The organism is Neobacillus drentensis (genome assembly GCF_021560175.1).
Classification (GTDB): domain Bacteria; phylum Bacillota; class Bacilli; order Bacillales; family Cytobacillaceae; genus Neobacillus; species Neobacillus drentensis_A.
Genome location: NZ_CP091110.1, coordinates 5,626,724 through 5,643,980 on the forward strand (window position 1 = coordinate 5,626,724; position 17,257 = coordinate 5,643,980).

Annotated in this window: 16 protein-coding genes and 1 other annotated feature; of the genes, 10 read left to right on the forward strand and 6 right to left on the reverse strand. The window is 40.1% G+C overall.

The window, feature by feature from the left end:
• Positions 1-11: 11 nt before the first annotated feature.
• Entirely contained in the window at positions 12-1,304 is a 1,293-nt protein-coding gene (locus L1999_RS26685) for an amino acid permease (protein ID WP_235744475.1), read from the reverse strand.
• Positions 1,305-1,456: 152 nt separating this feature from the next.
• Positions 1,457-1,683: a binding site (T-box leader), on the reverse strand.
• A gap of 183 nt (positions 1,684-1,866) precedes the next feature.
• Here L1999_RS26685 and brnQ point away from each other — a divergent pair.
• On the forward strand, positions 1,867-3,219 hold the full coding sequence (brnQ, locus tag L1999_RS26690) for a branched-chain amino acid transport system II carrier protein (RefSeq protein ID WP_235741286.1): 1,353 nt from the start codon (positions 1,867-1,869) through the stop codon (positions 3,217-3,219).
• A gap of 195 nt (positions 3,220-3,414) precedes the next feature.
• Here the strand turns inward: brnQ and L1999_RS26695 are convergent, their stop codons facing one another.
• Positions 3,415-5,316 (reverse strand): BglG family transcription antiterminator, encoded by a 1,902-nt coding sequence (locus L1999_RS26695; RefSeq protein WP_235741287.1) that lies wholly within the window; start codon positions 5,314-5,316, stop codon positions 3,415-3,417.
• Between the two features lie 160 nt (positions 5,317-5,476).
• Here L1999_RS26695 and L1999_RS26700 point away from each other — a divergent pair, with 160 nt between their 5' ends.
• Genes L1999_RS26700 through L1999_RS26715 form a run of 4 tightly spaced genes read left to right on the forward strand, consistent with a single transcriptional unit; the run spans position 5,477 to position 8,909 of the window.
• Positions 5,477-5,785 carry a PTS sugar transporter subunit IIB gene (locus L1999_RS26700; RefSeq protein WP_215041610.1) on the forward strand — a complete coding sequence of 103 codons (309 nt, stop codon included), beginning with the start codon at positions 5,477-5,479 and terminating at the stop codon, positions 5,783-5,785.
• Between the two features lie 27 nt (positions 5,786-5,812).
• Positions 5,813-7,069, forward strand: coding sequence for a PTS sugar transporter subunit IIC (locus L1999_RS26705; RefSeq protein WP_235741288.1), 1,257 nt, complete (start codon positions 5,813-5,815; stop codon positions 7,067-7,069).
• Positions 7,070-7,090: 21 nt separating this feature from the next.
• Positions 7,091-7,474 (forward strand): PTS lactose/cellobiose transporter subunit IIA, encoded by a 384-nt coding sequence (locus L1999_RS26710; RefSeq protein ID WP_235741289.1) that lies wholly within the window; start codon positions 7,091-7,093, stop codon positions 7,472-7,474.
• A complete protein-coding gene (locus L1999_RS26715) occupies positions 7,446-8,909 on the forward strand; it encodes a glycoside hydrolase family 1 protein (RefSeq protein WP_235741290.1) in 1,464 nt (487 codons plus the stop codon). Before L1999_RS26710 ends, L1999_RS26715 begins: the two co-directional genes overlap by 29 nt.
• Before the next feature lie 141 nt (positions 8,910-9,050).
• Here L1999_RS26715 and L1999_RS26720 read toward each other — a convergent pair whose 3' ends face one another.
• Both L1999_RS26720 and L1999_RS26725 read right to left on the reverse strand, forming a co-directional pair.
• Positions 9,051-9,359: a spore coat protein gene (locus L1999_RS26720; RefSeq protein ID WP_235741291.1), complete on the reverse strand. Its 309-nt coding sequence runs from the start codon at positions 9,357-9,359 to the stop codon at positions 9,051-9,053.
• Complete coding sequence (locus L1999_RS26725; protein WP_235741292.1) at positions 9,359-9,562, reverse strand: hypothetical protein; 204 nt, start codon at positions 9,560-9,562, stop codon at positions 9,359-9,361. Before L1999_RS26725 ends, L1999_RS26720 begins: the two co-directional genes overlap by 1 nt.
• Positions 9,563-9,704: 142 nt before the next feature.
• Here L1999_RS26725 and L1999_RS26730 point away from each other — a divergent pair, with 142 nt between their 5' ends.
• Genes L1999_RS26730 through L1999_RS26740 form a run of 3 tightly spaced genes read left to right on the forward strand, consistent with a single transcriptional unit; the run spans position 9,705 to position 11,447 of the window.
• Positions 9,705-9,914, forward strand: a complete 210-nt coding sequence (locus L1999_RS26730; protein ID WP_235741293.1) for a spore coat protein — start codon at positions 9,705-9,707, stop codon at positions 9,912-9,914.
• 18 nt (positions 9,915-9,932) lie between these two features.
• Positions 9,933-10,292, forward strand: coding sequence for a spore coat protein (locus tag L1999_RS26735; RefSeq protein ID WP_235741294.1), 360 nt, complete (start codon positions 9,933-9,935; stop codon positions 10,290-10,292).
• 18 nt (positions 10,293-10,310) lie between these two features.
• Positions 10,311-11,447 (forward strand): zinc-dependent alcohol dehydrogenase, encoded by a 1,137-nt coding sequence (locus tag L1999_RS26740; protein ID WP_235741295.1) that lies wholly within the window; start codon positions 10,311-10,313, stop codon positions 11,445-11,447.
• A 20-nt stretch (positions 11,448-11,467) separates the two neighbouring features.
• Here L1999_RS26740 and rbsK read toward each other — a convergent pair whose 3' ends face one another.
• A complete protein-coding gene (gene rbsK / locus L1999_RS26745; protein WP_235741296.1) occupies positions 11,468-12,409 on the reverse strand; it encodes a ribokinase in 942 nt (313 codons plus the stop codon).
• 336 nt (positions 12,410-12,745) lie between these two features.
• Here rbsK and L1999_RS26750 point away from each other — a divergent pair, with 336 nt between their 5' ends.
• Positions 12,746-14,206 (forward strand): alpha-amylase, encoded by a 1,461-nt coding sequence (locus tag L1999_RS26750; protein WP_235741297.1) that lies wholly within the window; start codon positions 12,746-12,748, stop codon positions 14,204-14,206.
• 252 nt (positions 14,207-14,458) lie between these two features.
• Entirely contained in the window at positions 14,459-14,740 is a 282-nt protein-coding gene (locus L1999_RS26755) for a KGG domain-containing protein (RefSeq protein ID WP_374104005.1), read from the forward strand.
• A gap of 44 nt (positions 14,741-14,784) precedes the next feature.
• Here the strand turns inward: L1999_RS26755 and L1999_RS26760 are convergent, their stop codons facing one another.
• Positions 14,785-17,034 carry an EAL domain-containing protein gene (locus tag L1999_RS26760; protein ID WP_235741298.1) on the reverse strand — a complete coding sequence of 750 codons (2,250 nt, stop codon included), beginning with the start codon at positions 17,032-17,034 and terminating at the stop codon, positions 14,785-14,787.
• Positions 17,035-17,257 lie beyond the last annotated feature (223 nt).

Sequence of the window (17,257 nt, forward strand, 5' to 3'; positions counted from 1 at the left end):
AATAGACTCCCTTAGTAAGTTCTCTCCCCCTTTTTGTTTGTCCAAAAAGAGAAAAGAACCAATATCAATAGAATTCCTAAACAAACAAAAATACTTAAACGGTTCTGCTCACTAAATGCAAATACCACACAGCTAATCATTAACACCAATGCCGCAAAGACCGTCACATAGGGAAATCCCCATACACGGAAATGCGGCAGCCTACTATAGGTTTTACGAAGCTTCCATTGTGATAAACAAATCGCAATCCAAACCATAGATACAGTAAATCCTGGAATAGCCATTAAATAACCAAATACACGATCTGGCGAGAAATAAGCAACAAACGTTCCCCCAACAAGAACGACAGCACTCAAAATCACACTGTATAATGGTATCCCGTTTTTAGCCACATACGAAAACTGTTTCGGTGCTTCCCCTTCTGCAGCTAAGGAATATAACATCCGAGTACAGCCATAGATCCCTGAGTTCGCCGCCGACAAAACAGCCGTAATGAGGACAAAGTTCATAATATGGGCAGAACCAGGAAATCCAACTGCAGATAACACTTGGACGAACGGACTATCCTGACTGCCGACTTCGTTCCATGGAATTAACCCACAAATGATTAAGATAGGAACTGTATAAAATATCACAATCCTCCAAATGACTCCTTTAATCACCTTAGGTAATACCTTTTCGGCATCCTTTGTTTCGGTTAGCGTCAATCCAATCAGTTCTGATCCACCATAAGAAAAGATTACTATTAATAGGGCCGAGAACACGCCTGACCAGCCATGCGGAAAGAACCCCTGGTGCTGCGAATAGTTTTGCAGGTAATGAGTTCCATTGCTTGGGATTATTCCAAATAAAATACCCGCACCTAGGATGATAAATAAAACGATCATGGTAATTTTAATACCAGCGAACCAAAATTCAAACTCACCGTACTTTTTAACATTCATAAAATTGATCGCTACAATAAAAATAGCGCTAATAAAACTTAATGACCATAATGACATCGAAGGAAACCAGTACTGCAGAAAGCTTCCTGCGGCGATTACCTCAATCACACAAACGGTGAGCCACATGAAACAATACAGCCACCCAATCACAAAGGATACTCTAGCTCCCAATGCTAATCGTATAAATCCCTTCATATTCAGCCCAGGATAGGCAATCGCCATTTCGGCAATGGCACTCATGACAACGAGGAGCAATAATCCTGCGAACAGATAAGAAAATATAACAGCTGGCCCCGCAATGGAGACCGTTTCAGAAGTTCCTTTAAATATTCCTGTGCCAATCGCTCCCCCGATGGCCATCAAACGGATATGCCGTGGCAACAATCTTTTTTGTAATTCCAAAATAGTTTCCTCCTAAATAGCGCCGCCCATTTACCACGATGGGTAGCTGGGCAGTCCCTCGAGCAATGACAAACACCCAATAAATACAAAAAGCCCCTACTGATCCAATCAGTAGGGACGACTTTTATCGCGGTACCACCCTAGTTGCAGACGAAGTCTGCCTCTCGACTTTGTTAACGGTTCATTGACCGTCTTTCCCTTATAAAGGTCCTCTTTACTTCGAGAAAGATGCTCTGGGACTGAAGTTCATCCTTATCTTTGTACTGATTCGCACCTTCCATCAGCTCTCTAAAAACAGTGAGATAAGCACTACTAATATTCCCTTCATTGCTCAATTATGTAAATTTTAAAGAAGTAGTTCCAAATTTCAAGTATGTTCTGTATTATAGAATTTGAATTATTATTCTGTCAATACTTTTTCACAATACTATTTTAAGAAAGATTTATATTAGCAACTCTTATAGCTTACTACTAAAAAAGGTGTTAAAATGAATCAAATTCAACAAGAAGGAGCACATGCATGCAACAAAAAATATCATTTTCAACCTACGCCATTATTGGGACAATGCTATTCGGAATGTTCTTTGGCGCCGGAAATTTAATCTTCCCTATCCAGATGGGACAACTTGCTGGGACGCACTTTTGGCCGGCATTAATCGGCTTCCTCGTAACAGCCATTGGGTTGCCGTTTATGGGGATTTTAGCGTTCGGTCTATCTGGGAGTAATGGACTACGTGACTTAGCGGGACGCGTCCATCCACTATTTGGAGTCGTCTTTGCGATGGCACTTTACCTAACGATTGGACCGTTCTTTGCGATTCCACGGACCGCTACGGTACCTTTCGTGGTTGGTTTTGAACCATTTATTAATCCAGCACACACGAATTTATATCTAGGACTCTTTAGCTTCGAATTTTTTGCCATTGTGTATTATTTTTCTTTAAATCCCGCGAAAATCATCGACTATATCGGGAAATATTTAACACCGGCATTTTTAGTATTTTTATTTGTTTTAATCGTTATTGCGATTGTTAAGCCGATGGGCAGCTTCGGAAAACCAATTGGCGATTATAGCGGGTTAGCATTTATAACAGGCTTTAAAGAAGGCTATAACACCATGGATGCCCTCGCCTCCCTTGCCTTCGGGATTGTCGTCATCAATGCAATTAAGGGACAAGGTATCACCGATACGAAGGCAATTGCGAAAGCCACTTGGAAATCAGGTATTTTTGCAATGGCTCTCATGATGTTGATTTACGGACTGATCACCTATATGGGGGCATCGAGCGTATCTGCAATTGGGACATTTGATAATGGCGGATTGATTTTTGCTGCGGTTGCTCAGCATTATTTCGGGTCCTTCGGGGCGATATTATTGGCGATTATTATCGTACTTGCTTGTTTAAAAACGAGTATCGGATTGATTACCTCGTGCAGCGAATTTTTTAATGGAGTCTTTCCAAAAGTAAGCTACAAAATGTTTGTGTTAGTCCTAAGCCTTTTATCGTTTATCATCGCGAACTTCGGCTTAAATAATATCATTCAATTCGCGGTACCGGTGTTAATGCTATTGTATCCTTTAGCGATTGTTTTGATCTTATTGGCTCTTTTCTCACCACTATTTGGCCACAAACAAAGTGTGTATGCCGTTTCTATGCTTTTAACTTTTTGCGTGAGTTTCTTCGACGGATACAGCACGCTAGTCAGCAGCTTACCTGGCGCGACGGTCCCGGTATTCGAATCAATAAAAACGTTCTATATGAATAACTTACCGCTCAATGACATTGGGCTTGGCTGGATTTTACCGGCTGCAGTAGGGGCAATAATTGGCTATTTTTGGCCGACAAAGTCTAAAAAGGCCGCTATGAATTAAAAGAAGCGTAAGGCGCTTCCATATCGACAAGCACAAGACTAGCCTGGAGCTGGATCAATCTTAAAGTCGAAATTTATATTTTCTTATCTAAAAAAGAACCATCCTTACAATTTGTGAAGGGATGGTTCTTTGCTTCCTCTTATATCAAACAAAACTAAGCGATAATTGTGTTGAACTTATGCTTTGCAGCCCAATTTAGTAACACGCCACTAGTATATCAACAAAACTCTGGTAATCTACTGCATTCATAACACGAGACACATTGCCATCTTCATTAAAAATGGCAGCGAGTGCATCTACTACCTCATGGAATAACCTCCGATCGTCCTTGCTTACTGAGAAAAGCAGGACAACGTGAACAGTAAGATCCCCCCACTCGACCCCTTTTTCATTGATCAAAACAAACATACCTGTCTTTTTGGCATTCATTTTGATCGCATGAGGTATAGCGATACGACCAAAAGCCGTGGATGACATAGCCTCGCGTTCTACTACATGGGTAAGAAAACCAGTATCGACAAACTCCTTTTGTTCCATTGTTTCACATATCCTGATAAGTGTATCCTCTCTAGTTTCCACCGAACGAACAATATCAAATAGCTGCTCTCCCGTAATCGTCTCAAGATTCCTCTTAAAAGAATCCTTCCGCCTTGTTTCTTTTAATTCATTAATTTTAGACGCCACCTTATTCTGATCCATACTAGTAAATAGAGGATTGATGAGAATATAAGGAATTTTAGGAACAGAATTCAGTTGTACAGCGGAAATAATTAAATCACAGTTTAAAGTATTCAATTCTCCTTCATTCGTTACAATATGCTGAATCAGAAGATCTTCCCCGAATTGCTTGACCAACTTTTCAGTTAGCTGAACATTGTAATTATAATAAAACGGGAAAAGAATGGAGCACGTTATTTTCGAATGGGCCTGCTTTTGCAGTTCTAACGCATAGCCCAAATGAAAGGCGATATAGGCGATCTCATCATCATTCATCGTGAATCCCGTCTCTTCCTTAATTGTATAGGATACATGGACGGCACAATCATAAATGGATGGACAATTTAGTTTTATCGCTGAAGTCAAAGGATTCTTACTGACAAAATGGTTCTCCAAACGCATAAGTAGATTTTTAATATGTAGTGTAAATCGTACTAAGAAATCTGAATCCTCAATGACAATATAATAATACGTTTGCAAGTCTTCTAGGATCTTCCCTACCAGATTTAAGCAGTGTCCTCCTGCTACATCTCTCAAATCGGAAAGCTGTAAGTGCATGAAATTGACACTTGTCCCACTACTCGAAATAAGTAAAGCAAGGTCACGAATTTCTTCATCGCAATACCTAACAGCAAAGTGAGCTTCAAGTCTCCTGGCAATCTCATTAGCAATTTGGTACTCCTTTTCATGATTAGCTTCCTTGTCGACCAGTTTCGAAAAAACAAAACCATTTTCCATTCGATCAATGGCAATAGCCATGTGTACGATAATATTGGTTAGCGAATAATCATTCGTAAAGTAGTGGTAAGTAGAAAAGACTTCGGCCACGACATCCCGGATAAAGTCGATATCATAACCTTCAAAAGATGACTTTAATTTATCAATATCAAGAAAATGATCATTTGTCTCATTATATAAAATGGAGCTCATTAATTTCCTTTTACTTTTTTCCTCTCCAACCATTTCAATAAAGTCGCCTGAGATTTTAAGTTCCAGGTTATGATCAGCTAAACGTTTTTTAACTTTACGCAAATCACCTTTTATAGTGATCTCACTTATATACAATTCATCACTTAAATCAAAAATATTTAGTGGACCATCTGCATTTACTAAACTTTTTAAGAGATATTCCGCCCGCTCTTTTGGTGATTGTGGAATCGTCTGAGTCATCATTTTTAAAAATGGATTTAACTTTTCCAGATCAACCTGATACCCCTTTTTGGATGAGGATATCAGCCCTTTTTCCATCGAGTTTAGTTCAGCAATATATGTTTTCACACTTCTTTTTGAAATTCCTAAAAAGCTAGCGAGCTGCGCTGACGAAGTCCAGTCTTGTTGAATACTTAAATGGCGAAGGATTTTTCTATATTTATTATTCATAAATCTAGCCTCATTTCATCGCAAAAGGTGGTTTGAACTCTTACAATATAAATTTGCACCACCCTAGTGTAAAGAGTTATTGGAAAGTAACTACTATTCATTCTATAGTAGAAATGTAGAAAAGAAAACGCTGTCACCTAAAAATGGAGGGGTAAAATTTATGGAAAAATTAAATGTTTTACTTGTTTGTGGATCTGGAGCAAGTTCTGGTTTTATGGCATCCAATATACGAAAGGCAGCATCAAAACGTAATCTTGACATCAACATCAAAGCCCGCGGTGAAGCGGAAATCGAAAATTATCTTGATGAAATCGATGCATTAATGGTGGGACCTCACTTGGCCTATATTCTCGACGAAATTGAAGAATATATCGGAGATGCGGATGTAAAAGTTCTGCTGATGAAACCATCTTATTACTCTACTCTTGATGGAGAAGCTGCATTAGAAGATTTATTGAAGGAATTCTAATATTAAAGGATTCGAGGTGGATAGAACATGCAAAAGATGATTACATGGCTGGAAAAGGATTTTTCACCTAAGATGATGAAAATTAACCATAATGTATGGGTTACGACCTTAAAAGACTCCATTATGCAAGTGCTTCCTTTTATTCTATTAGGCTCTTTATTTTGTTTACTAACTATTCCTGGTGATGTGTTCCATCTTAAACACTATCCGAATTTCTGGACATTATTTGGTTGGACAATGGGAGTACTATCACTATTGATTTCTTTCTTAATTCCATTCAATTTAATGGAAAAGAAACGTCTGCGTAAACAACGTTTTATCGCTGGAAGTACAGGCCTTATCACTTTCTTAATGATTATCACTCCACAAGTGATTGCTGACAAAGCGATTGGCTTCAGCCACGCATCATTAGGCGCAGGCGGTATGTTTGTTGCCATTGTTGCAGGTGTATTTACCGGGTACATCATGGGGTTATTCGGTAAGTTCTCATTCTTTAAAGAAGACTCCGTAATTCCCGAATTTGTTCGAGCCTGGTTTGATTCCATGCTCCCGATTGCCGTTGTCATCATCGCGACATGGTTAGTCGTTGATATTACTCATTTTGATCTCTATAACTTTATTCAAAATTTATTTAAGCCTCTATCAGAAATATTCGAATCACCTTGGGGATTCGCTCTAATTATGTTTATTACCTGCTTTATCTATTCAATGGGTATTTCTACTTGGGTTCTTCAACCAATAACAAAGCCAGTTATTTTGGCGGCCATTACGGCTAATGCCACTGCCGGTGCAGCTAACTTGGTTACAGCTGAAACCATGTATTCAGCTTATTTATGGATTGGCGGTATCGGATGTACTCTGCCATTAGTATTGATGTTAGCTTTCTCAAAAAGCACCAAACTGAAAGCACTCGGCCGAGCTTCCTTAGTTCCTGGAATCTTTAATATCAATGAGCCTGTCGTATTTGGAGCCATTGCCTGGAACCCAATTATGATGTTCCCAATGTGGATAAATGGATTAGTTCTACCACTGATTATTTGGTTCGGAACAAAGGTGATTCACTTTGCACCTGTTCCAAAGATTGTCTTCGACTTATGGTATGTTCCATTTCCATTTTCAACTTGGATTACAACAGGAGCTGTGAGTGGGCTAATCCTAATGCTAATCTGTGCAGCTGCAGCATCTGCTATTTGGTATCCATTCTTTAAGGTGTATGAAAAACAAGAATTAGGAAACGAAACGCAAGAGACAAAAACATCTGCCACTTTTAGAGAAGCAAAATAATCATTTTGAGGAGATTTTATCATGCTTGATAACAAAACAGCTGAAAATGCCATGCAAATTATTCTTCATGCTGGAGATGCTCGCGTTCATTGTATGAATGCACTAAAAGCGATTGAAAAAAGTGATTTTGAACAAGCAAAAGAGGAAATCAAACTTGCCAATAGTGTAATCGTCAAGGCGCATCATATTCAAACCAATGCAATTTCCAGCGAAACACAAGGGGAAAGCGGTGATTATTCCGTCCTTTTTGCCCACGCTCAAGATACCTTAATGACGATTTATAGCGAGATTAACATTGCAAAGCGAATGATTAAGATTTTTGAAGTATACGATGCCAGGTTGGCAAAGTTGGAAAAGACGGAAAAGGAGAATGACCATGAGAAATGTACCAACAGGATTTCCTAAGGGCTTTTTATGGGGTGGCGCCATTGCTGCTAACCAGGCGGAAGGAGCCTATGACGTTGATGGAAAAGGGTTAAGTGTAGCAGATATTAACGAATTCCGTGATGATATTCCAATTGAAAAAAAATCAAACTTTGAAATAACGACACAATACATTGAAGAGGCTTTAAAAGATAAGGATCGTATTTTTCCAAAACGCTGGGGAATCGATTTCTATCACACTTACAAAGAAGACTTGAAATTACTTGCAGGTATGGGTCTCAAAACATTCCGTACATCTGTTGCATGGACACGCATCTTCCCTAACGGTGATGAATTAGAACCAAATGAGGCAGGCTTAAAGTTTTACGATGATTTATTTGATGAAATTATTAAAAATGGCATGGTGCCGATGATTACCATTTCCCATTATGAGATGCCAATACACTTAACAACTGCCTACAAAGGCTGGTATTCTCGCGAACTAATCGAATTCTTTAATCGCTTCTGTAAAGTATTGTTTGACCGATACCATGATAAAGTGAAGTATTGGATTATCATTAACCAAATTAACTTAATTGTCCATGAATCCTTTAACCATTTAGGAGTCGCCGAAGACAAAGTCGACAACCTCCTTGAGGCAAAATATCAGGGAGTTCATAATGAAATGGTTGCTTGCGGACATGCGACAAAATACGCTCATGATAACTATCCTGATTTAGAGATTGGCATGATGTTATGCGGCGGCCCAACGTATGCAGCCACTTCTAAACCAGAAGATGTTTTAGCAACCGTTCGTCACAATCAAATGGAATATTTCTATTCAGACGTATTGATGCGCGGGTACTACCCTGGATATGCCTTCCGATATTTTGACGATATTGGTATTAACATTGTATTTGGCGAAGGTGATGAAGAGGCGCTTAAAAATACAGCAGACTTTATGTCATTCTCTTTTTACTATACGAAGATTTGTGATGCAGAAAGCTATGCAAATGGGAATGAAGATCACCGTAACCCGCAATTGGATGCAAACCCTTGGGGCTGGTCAATCGATCCAGTCGGGTTAAGAACCTTTCTTAACCTGTTCTACGACCGTTATCAGTGTCCAATCTACATCACAGAAAATGGTGTTGGTTACTACGACCAATTAGAAAATGGCCAAGTTCATGATCCTTACCGGATCGACTACTTACGGGCACATATCGAACAAATGAAAGAAGCAATCAAAGATGGTGTTGACCTTCGTGGTTACTATGCTTGGGGACCGATTGATATTGTCAGCTGTTCCTCATCGGAAATGTCTAAACGCTATGGATTCATTTATGTTGACCAAGATGATTATGGAAACGGAAGCAAGAAACGGATATTGAAAGATAGTTATCATTGGTATAAAAAAGTCATTGAGACAAATGGAGAAGATTTATCCTTTACGAAAGAACTTAGTTCTAAATCTTAATATATGATAAAAAAGCCTCTATCAACTTTTATAGAGGTTTTCTTCAATTCAAAGCTCCCTTTATGGCTCGATTGTGTGAGCAGAGTAAGCAAAGGGACGGTTCTTATGCTTCGGAAGCATAAGAACCATCCCTCTGTTTTTTTAGCCATTTGTTTTTTCTGCAAGGTTTGTGGCGGTATTGGCAACGGTCAAATCAACCTGCAGCTGCTCGCTCAATTGATGCGGATGGTAGTATCCTTTTGCAATCATATAGTTGGTGATTTCTTCATGTGTTTGGATGGCGGCCCTTAATTGTTCCCGTAATGCTGTCCGTAGCTCGGGAGTAGCCGTTTCTGTTAAAGCCACTGTATAGTTTCGAACCCCTGCTTTCGCCGCTATTAAGAAGTCGGTAGCGATAACCTGTTCAGTCATCCCGCCCATCCCCATCATATTTTGAATAAATCCGTTCATTATTGCGCCTCCCGATTGGTTAAAAATTGCTGTAATTGTTCAATATGCTGTTGTCCTGCTGCCGCGTCATTTGCCAAAATGGTTTTTAATTCTTCATCTTGTACAAGTGCACTCATTGTAGTGGATTTTGTTAAACACAGACTTTTAAACGTTAACAATTCGTGTAAGTCGATCGTTTCATGAAGCCCTAAAAATTGAACCATTCTTCCTCACTCCATCTTTCAGTATTTTCGTCCTCTTATATTTTCAATAAATTGTGCTCTGTATTCATGATTTCTTTCGTTTAAATTTATGAAAATGATTTATTTGGAGAAAATATCTGTGTTAAGAAATGGAGGTGCGGAAATGGAACAGGATAAATTAGCTGTGCATGAGACATTAGAAACACACGAAATCATTAATTTTAAAACAGTCTGTTTGCTCCGATCCAAGTTAATGCAAGGAATTTGCCTCAATAATGAGCTAAAACAACTCATGGAAAAAGACGTAAAACAATCGATTCAAGATATAAATGAACTACTTCCCTTTTATAAACAAAGCCAAATACTTCATTAAGCCGGAGGTGACCACAACATGCAAGATTACCTTGACCCTCGTAATGCGGAAGGCATGCCCAATTTAGCAGACTCCACATTTGCGATGGATTTTTTACTAACTGTTAAAAACGGAATTCGTAATTATGGTTTTGCGATTACCGAGACGACCAACCCTGAACTAAGAAGAGTGTTAGCAAAGCAGTTGGAAGCCGCCCTTGATTTACATGGGGAAATCTCTGATCTCATGATAAAAAACAAATGGCTCCATCCTTATAACTTTAAGGATCAGTTCCCAATTGACCTTAAAGGAGCCGAAACCGCCGTCCAAATTGCGCAAATGACGCTCTTCCCTAATGACACGGACAGAGGCGGAATGTTTGCGACACCAAACCAATAAAAGGAGGGATATTCGAACATGAAAGCTGTTACTTACCAAGGGATTAAAAACATTGAGGTTCGAGAGGTTAAAGACCCCACAATCAAGAACTCTGATGATATTATTGTTAAAATTACATCCTCTGCCATTTGCGGGTCAGACCTCCATTTAATTCATGGCATGATTCCCAACACGCCAACAGATTTTGTCATTGGCCACGAACCTATGGGAGTGGTAGAAGAAGTGGGACCCGATGTCCGAAACCTAAAAAAAGGAGATCGAGTGATTATTCCTTTTAATGTGAGCTGCGGAACTTGCTGGTACTGTCAGCATGATTTAACCAGCCAGTGTGATAATTCCAATCCACATGGTGAACAGGGAGGTTTTTTTGGATACTCCGAAACAACAGGAGGCTATGCTGGCGGGCAAGCGGAATATATGAGGGTTCCGTACGGAAATTTTACTCCTTTTAAAATCCCTGAAAATTGTGAAATGGAAGATGAAAAACTAGTATTGCTGGCAGATGCGGCCGGGACCGCTTATTGGTCCGTTGATCATGCTGGTGTGAAAGATGGAGATACGGTGGTTATTTTAGGCTGTGGCCCAGTTGGCTTACTTGCCCAAAAATTTGCCTGGTATAAAGGGGCTAAACGGGTCATTGCCGTTGATTATATTGACTACCGCCTGCAGCATGCGAAACGGACCAACAAGGTAGAGATTGTTAATTTTGAACAGCATGAAAATACAGGACAATACTTAAAAGAAATCACCAAAGGCGGAGCGGATATTGTGATTGATGCCGTTGGGATGGATGGAAAGTGGACACCAATGGAGTTTCTCGCTAGCGGGCTAAAGCTTCAGGGTGGTGCCATGGGTGCCATTGTCATTGCCAGTCAGGCAGTCCGAAAAGGCGGCACCATTCAAATTACCGGGGTCTATGGCGGCCGTTATAACGGTTTCCCTCTTGGAGACTTGTTTCAGCGGAATATCGACATAAAAGCAGGACAAGCACCAGTCATCCCTTATATGCCTTTCCTATACGATTTATTTGCAACCGGAAAAATGGACCCAAGCGATGTAGTGACCCACGTCCTACCATTAGACCAAGCAAAACACGGCTATGAAGTGTTCGATACAAGAACAGAAGACTGTATCAAAGTTGTCTTAAAACCGTGAAGGAATCACGGGGACGGTTCTCATGCTTCCGAAGCATGAGAACCGTCCCCGTGCACCTTTAAAAACTCCTCAATCTCATTTTTTGAAGGAATGGACTGTTGGGCTCCGTGTTTGGTAACCGCTAGCGCGGATGCGGCGGTGGCAAATAAAATGGCCTCCTTGGTGTTTTTTCCTGAAGCTTTAGCGGCAGCAAATGCGCCGATAAAGGTATCTCCGGCTGCCGTTGTATCAACTGCTTTTACCTTGAAACCGGGAGTCATTAAATGGGTTTCAGTTTTGGAATAATAGTGCGATCCCTTTTCACCAAGCGTAAGAATAACGGAGCTCACTCCATGGTCCACCAACCAGTTTAGCGCCCGCCCTCTTGATTTTTCGGTCTCAATCCTTATGCCCGTGACCACTTCTATCTCTGTTTCGTTCACAATCAAAACATCAATCAAAGGAAGAATTTCGCTTGGAATCTCCAAGGCTGGTGCTGGATTAAAATAGGTTTGAACGTTCCGCTGATGAGCTTCCTTTAACACAAATAAAGTGGTTTCCAATGAGATTTCATTTTGGATTAATAGAATTTCCGTCTCATCTAACAAACCTAACTGTTCTTCTACATCTTTTACCGACAGCCTTCCATTTGCGCCTTCAGATAAAATGATCGTATTTTCTCCAGACTCACTAACGGTTATAAACGCCATGCCGGATGTTCCATCTTTTTTTAAAATAGCTTTCGTATCGACATTCGCTTTAGCTAGCGAGTCTAGTAGCTCTAAACCATACGGGTCACTTCCAATGGCCCCTAGCATGCCTACCCGGCCGCCCGCTAAAGCAGCTGCCACTGCCTGATTAGCACCTTTACCTCCTGGCGAGTAAACGGTCGACAGCCCTTTAATGGTTTCCCCCGGTACCGGATGATTGACTACCTGATTTACAATATCCATATTGATACTACCAACTACAAGAATATCCATCTCTATCCGCTCCTGTTTAAAAGATTACATCCATTAGTTCCCTGATCTAATGGAGGTTTCGCTTAATAAATTAGTATCCCCATTCAGACAAACTCTTCATCTTTTAAAAAACAAGAACCTGGTCCAGCATGAGTAGTCCTCGAGAAAGGTTAACTTTTGAATACGACAATTGGAATTATTATACTATTATTTCCAACTATATTAATAGTTAATTTAAAAGTCTAGTCTCCAGAAATATTCTTTGTGGGGTTACCCCTAACTGGATTGGTTTACTGTCTTACAGGGTAAACAACCTATACTCTACTATTATTTACATAACCAAGGGGGAAACAGAATATGGAGAGAAACAAAACCATTATGCAATTTTTCGAGTGGCACCTGGAACCAGATGGCACCCATTGGAGCCGCCTAAAGGAAATGGCCCCGCAATTAAAAGAAAAAGGGATCACTTCCGTCTGGATACCACCCGTGACAAAAGCGTCCACTCCAGACAACAACGGCTATGCCATCTATGACCTATATGATCTGGGTGAGTTTGACCAGAAAGGTTCCGTCCGAACAAAGTTTGGGACCAAGCAGGAACTGCTAGAAGCAATCGCTGCCTGTCATAATGTCGGCATAAAAGTCTATGTGGATGTCGTCATGAACCACAAAGCTGGGGCGGACGAAACGGAAGTCATTCAAGTTATTGAAGTGGACCCAGAGGACCGGACGAAAGAATTATCTGAACCCTTCGAAATTGAAGCTTGGACAAAATTCACCTTTCCAGGGCGCGGAGATCAATATTCTTCTTTTCAATGGGACCATACACATTTTAACGGAACCGATTATGATGCCAAGACAGAAAAAACAGGAATCTTTAAAATCGTTGGCGAGCACAAGGATTGGAGTAAACATGTCGATGATGAATTCGGCAATTATGATTATCTAATGCTTGCCGATATTGACTATGAACATCCGGAAGTAAAAAAAGAAGTGATCGAATGGGGTAAATGGCTTGCGGATACCCTTGATTGCGATGGATACCGCATGGATGCCATCAAACATATTAATCACCAATTCATCAAGGAATTTGTAGTCGAAATGATGAATCATCGGGGTGATGATTTCTTTTTTGTAGGAGAAGTTTGGAAGACAGACCTTCATTCCTGCCAAAAATACTTAGATCATATCGATTATCATATCGATTTGTTTGATGTTCCCTTGCATTATAAACTGCATCAAGCCTCCCAAGAAGGCAGCGATTTTGATTTAAGTACGATATTCGAGGATACCCTTGTCAATACTCACCCTCAGAATGCTGTTACCTTCGTGGATAACCATGACACTCAGCCCCAAGAATCCCTGGAATCATGGGTCGAGGAGTGGTTTAAGCCAAGTGCTTATGCCCTCATTCTCCTAAGGAGAGACGGGAATCCCTGCCTGTTTTATGGCGATTATTACGGAATCAACGGCCCAGAGCCTGAAGATGGAAAACAAGAAATTCTCGATCTCCTCCTGCTAGCCAGGTACTATAAGGCGTACGGGGAACAGCATGATTACTTTGATCATCCCAATACGATTGGCTGGGTTCGACTTGGTACGGAAGAGGTTGAAAAATCCGGATGTGCCGTCGTCATCTCGAATGGAGATGACGGGGAGAAAAGAATGTACGTCGGTGAAGACAAAGCTGGGGAAACCTGGATCGATCTGACGAACTCAAGAGATGAGCAAATCCTGATTGAAGAAAATGGATACGCTACTTTCCCAGTGAACGGCGGCAGCGTTTCGGTTTGGGCTTGCGGTCCAGAGGAGTAAACGATAAGGCTGTCTTTCTGAATCCTTTTTCAGAAGGACAGCTTTTTTTCATTACTTACGGAGCCCGATTATCCTTAGACACTGTGAACACTTTAGAGTGCCCGCGGGATCTGCCTTTTTTAAGAGCTCATAGACGACCGGTTTCCCCACAACATTGAAAAAAAGAGAAAAAACAGTTTGAAACCCTAGAAGCCGGGTACATAAAGAATGTAAGTCAATAGCAATTCCAAACTCAAAAAGGAGGAATCTATGATGAACAAAGATCGAAATGAAAAAAACGGTAGTATGACGGTGGAAGAAGCAGGTCGTAAAGGCGGAGAAGAGACTTCTAGAACCCATGATAGGGAATTTTATCAGGAAATAGGCCGTAAAGGCGGAGAAGCCACAGCCGAAAGCCATGACAAAGAATTCTACCAGGAAATCGGCCGCAAAGGCGGAGAAGCCACATCGGAAAACCATGATAAAGAATTTTATCAAGACATCGGCCGTAAAGGCGGAGAAGCAAGAGCTGAACAACGGGATAACGATGATTAAAAGTTCATAGATAAAAAGGGAGAAGATCACTCTTCTCCCTTTTTTTATTCGTAAGTAATCGGAAACCGAACTTCAACCGTGGTACCTTGATTCTCAATACTTTTTATAGTAATCGTCCCATTATGCTGTTTTACAATTCGAAAGCATAACATTAAACCCAGACCCGTCCCTTTTTCTTTATTGCTATAAAAAGGCTCACCGAGTCTTTTCAGGCGTTCTTCATTGATCCCGATCCCATTATCGATTATTTTAATCAGAACAGACTCACTTTCTAAACTTCCAACGATCGTAATCCTGCCTTCATTTATCATTGCTTCCATACTGTTTCTAATGATATTAATGAACACTTGTTTCACTTGATTACGATCACAAATAATCTTCGGGAGCATCTGGTCATATTCTTGATCGATTTGAACATTTTTCAGATTGGCTTCTGGACGAAGCAATTTGACTACATCTTGAATAATAGTAGTCAGGTCATCCGGTTTCAATTTGAATGGTTGCGGCTTAGCCAGATTTAAAAATTCTTGAAGAATATCCTCAAGCCTTTGAAACTCATCAAAGATGACGTTAAAGTATTCCGGTTTTTGTATCCCTTGCTCAAATAGTTGGATAAAACCTTTTATGGAGGTAATCGGGTTGCGGATTTCATGGGCCATGCCGGCCGCTAATTCTCCTACTATCGCTAATTTCTCTGATTGTACCAATTGGTCTTCTGTTCTCTTTTTTTCTGTTATATCACGTCCCGCAATGATAAAATGTTCCATTTTACCATTACTGCCTAAAACCGGTGTACCAATACCTTCAATTAATACCCAGCTGCCATCAGAATGAAGGAAACGTGCTTCCATTCGAGCAGAAGGTAACTTATTTAGGATTTGTTTATATCGGTCCATTACTTGATTTCGGTCTTCGGGGTGAATTAACAGAAATGAGCTCTCCCCTACGTAGGATTTTGTTGGGGTGCCTAGTACCCTCCCAAGTGAAGGAGATGCATATAAAATCCGTCCACGATGATCCAGAAGCATAAGGATATCACTCATATTTTCTGTGATAAGCCGGTACCTTGCCTCGCTTTCTCGTAAAGAAATCTCTGCCTGTTTGCGGGCCGTTATATTCACACAAGATCCAATGACCTCGATGATTTCGCCACCTTTTTTGATGGGGCGTAAACTAGCCAGATAGTCAATTCCATTAATTTGGTCTTCATATTGAACCAGTTCTTCTCCAGCCCACGCCCTCTGATAGTAAGGGACTTTTTTTAAGGCATTTTCCAATGGAAGAAATTCATCTAATCGTTTCCCCACCACTTGAGCAGGGATCAATCCCATTTGATATAATAATTCCCCATCACAGATGGTGTGAATAAATTGTCCATTTATTCTTTTATACTTAAAAATCATGCCCTGTTGCAAACGAACTGTATCTTGTAACTCTTTTTTGGCTTTATTCAATAATTCTTCATACCAGATACGCGTCCTTGTATCCTCTGGAATCCCTTGTTGATTGACAACTTGTTGAACCTCTAAAAGGTTTTCTTTTAACTCGTTTGCCGGCATAGGTCTACAAAACAAATATCCTTGCCCCTGATCACATAAATGCTGTTGGAGAAAGATGAGTTGTTCCTTTGTTTCGATCCCTTCAGCCACAACCTTAAGGTTTAAATTGTGGGCGATCGAGATAATCGTTTTTACAATCGCTTCATCGTTTAGATTTTGATGAAGTTCCCTTATAAAAGACTGGTCAATTTTTAATGTATCAATCGGAAATTCCTTTAAATAGTTTAAAGAACTATATCCTGTCCCAAAATCATCAATACTGATGGAAACGCCAAGCTTCTTCAATTGCTGTAACGAGAGGATGGTCTGTTGAATATCAGATTTTATACTTTCCGTTAATTCAATCTCTAAATAATGTGGTTCCAGCTCTGTTTTTTGCAGAACCTCTTCAATCGTTCGAACGATATTGGAGTGAATAAACTGCTTTTGTGATAGATTGACAGAAACGACTGTGAATAATCCTTCCTTTTGCCAATGTTTAATTTGTGTGCAAGCAGAAAATAGTACCCATTCTCCAATCGGGATAATTAAATCTGTTTCTTCGGCAATCCCGATGAACCTATCCGGTGGTACCATGCCCCATTTTGGGTGATTCCACCTAATTAACGCCTCTACTCCCACTAATTCACCCGTTCTTAAATCAATCTTCGGCTGATAATGGAGGAAAAATTGGTTCTGTCCAATGGCTTTTTCTAGCTCTACCTTTATCTTTTTATTGTCTATTGATTCATTCACATACTATACCCCATCACTGCTGTTTTAAAAAAGATATTGTCAGTTTATCACATTTTTCATAGTAAATGGCTTTATTTTTACCTGTTTTTACTAGTTCAAAAGGAGGAAAAAACTTCATATGTACGAGGAAATAAAGGAAAGTTCATTCTTATTTGTTTAATAAACAAATAATATCCAAAATCATATGATTCTTTGCTATAATTTTTTAAGTTAAGCAGAATCG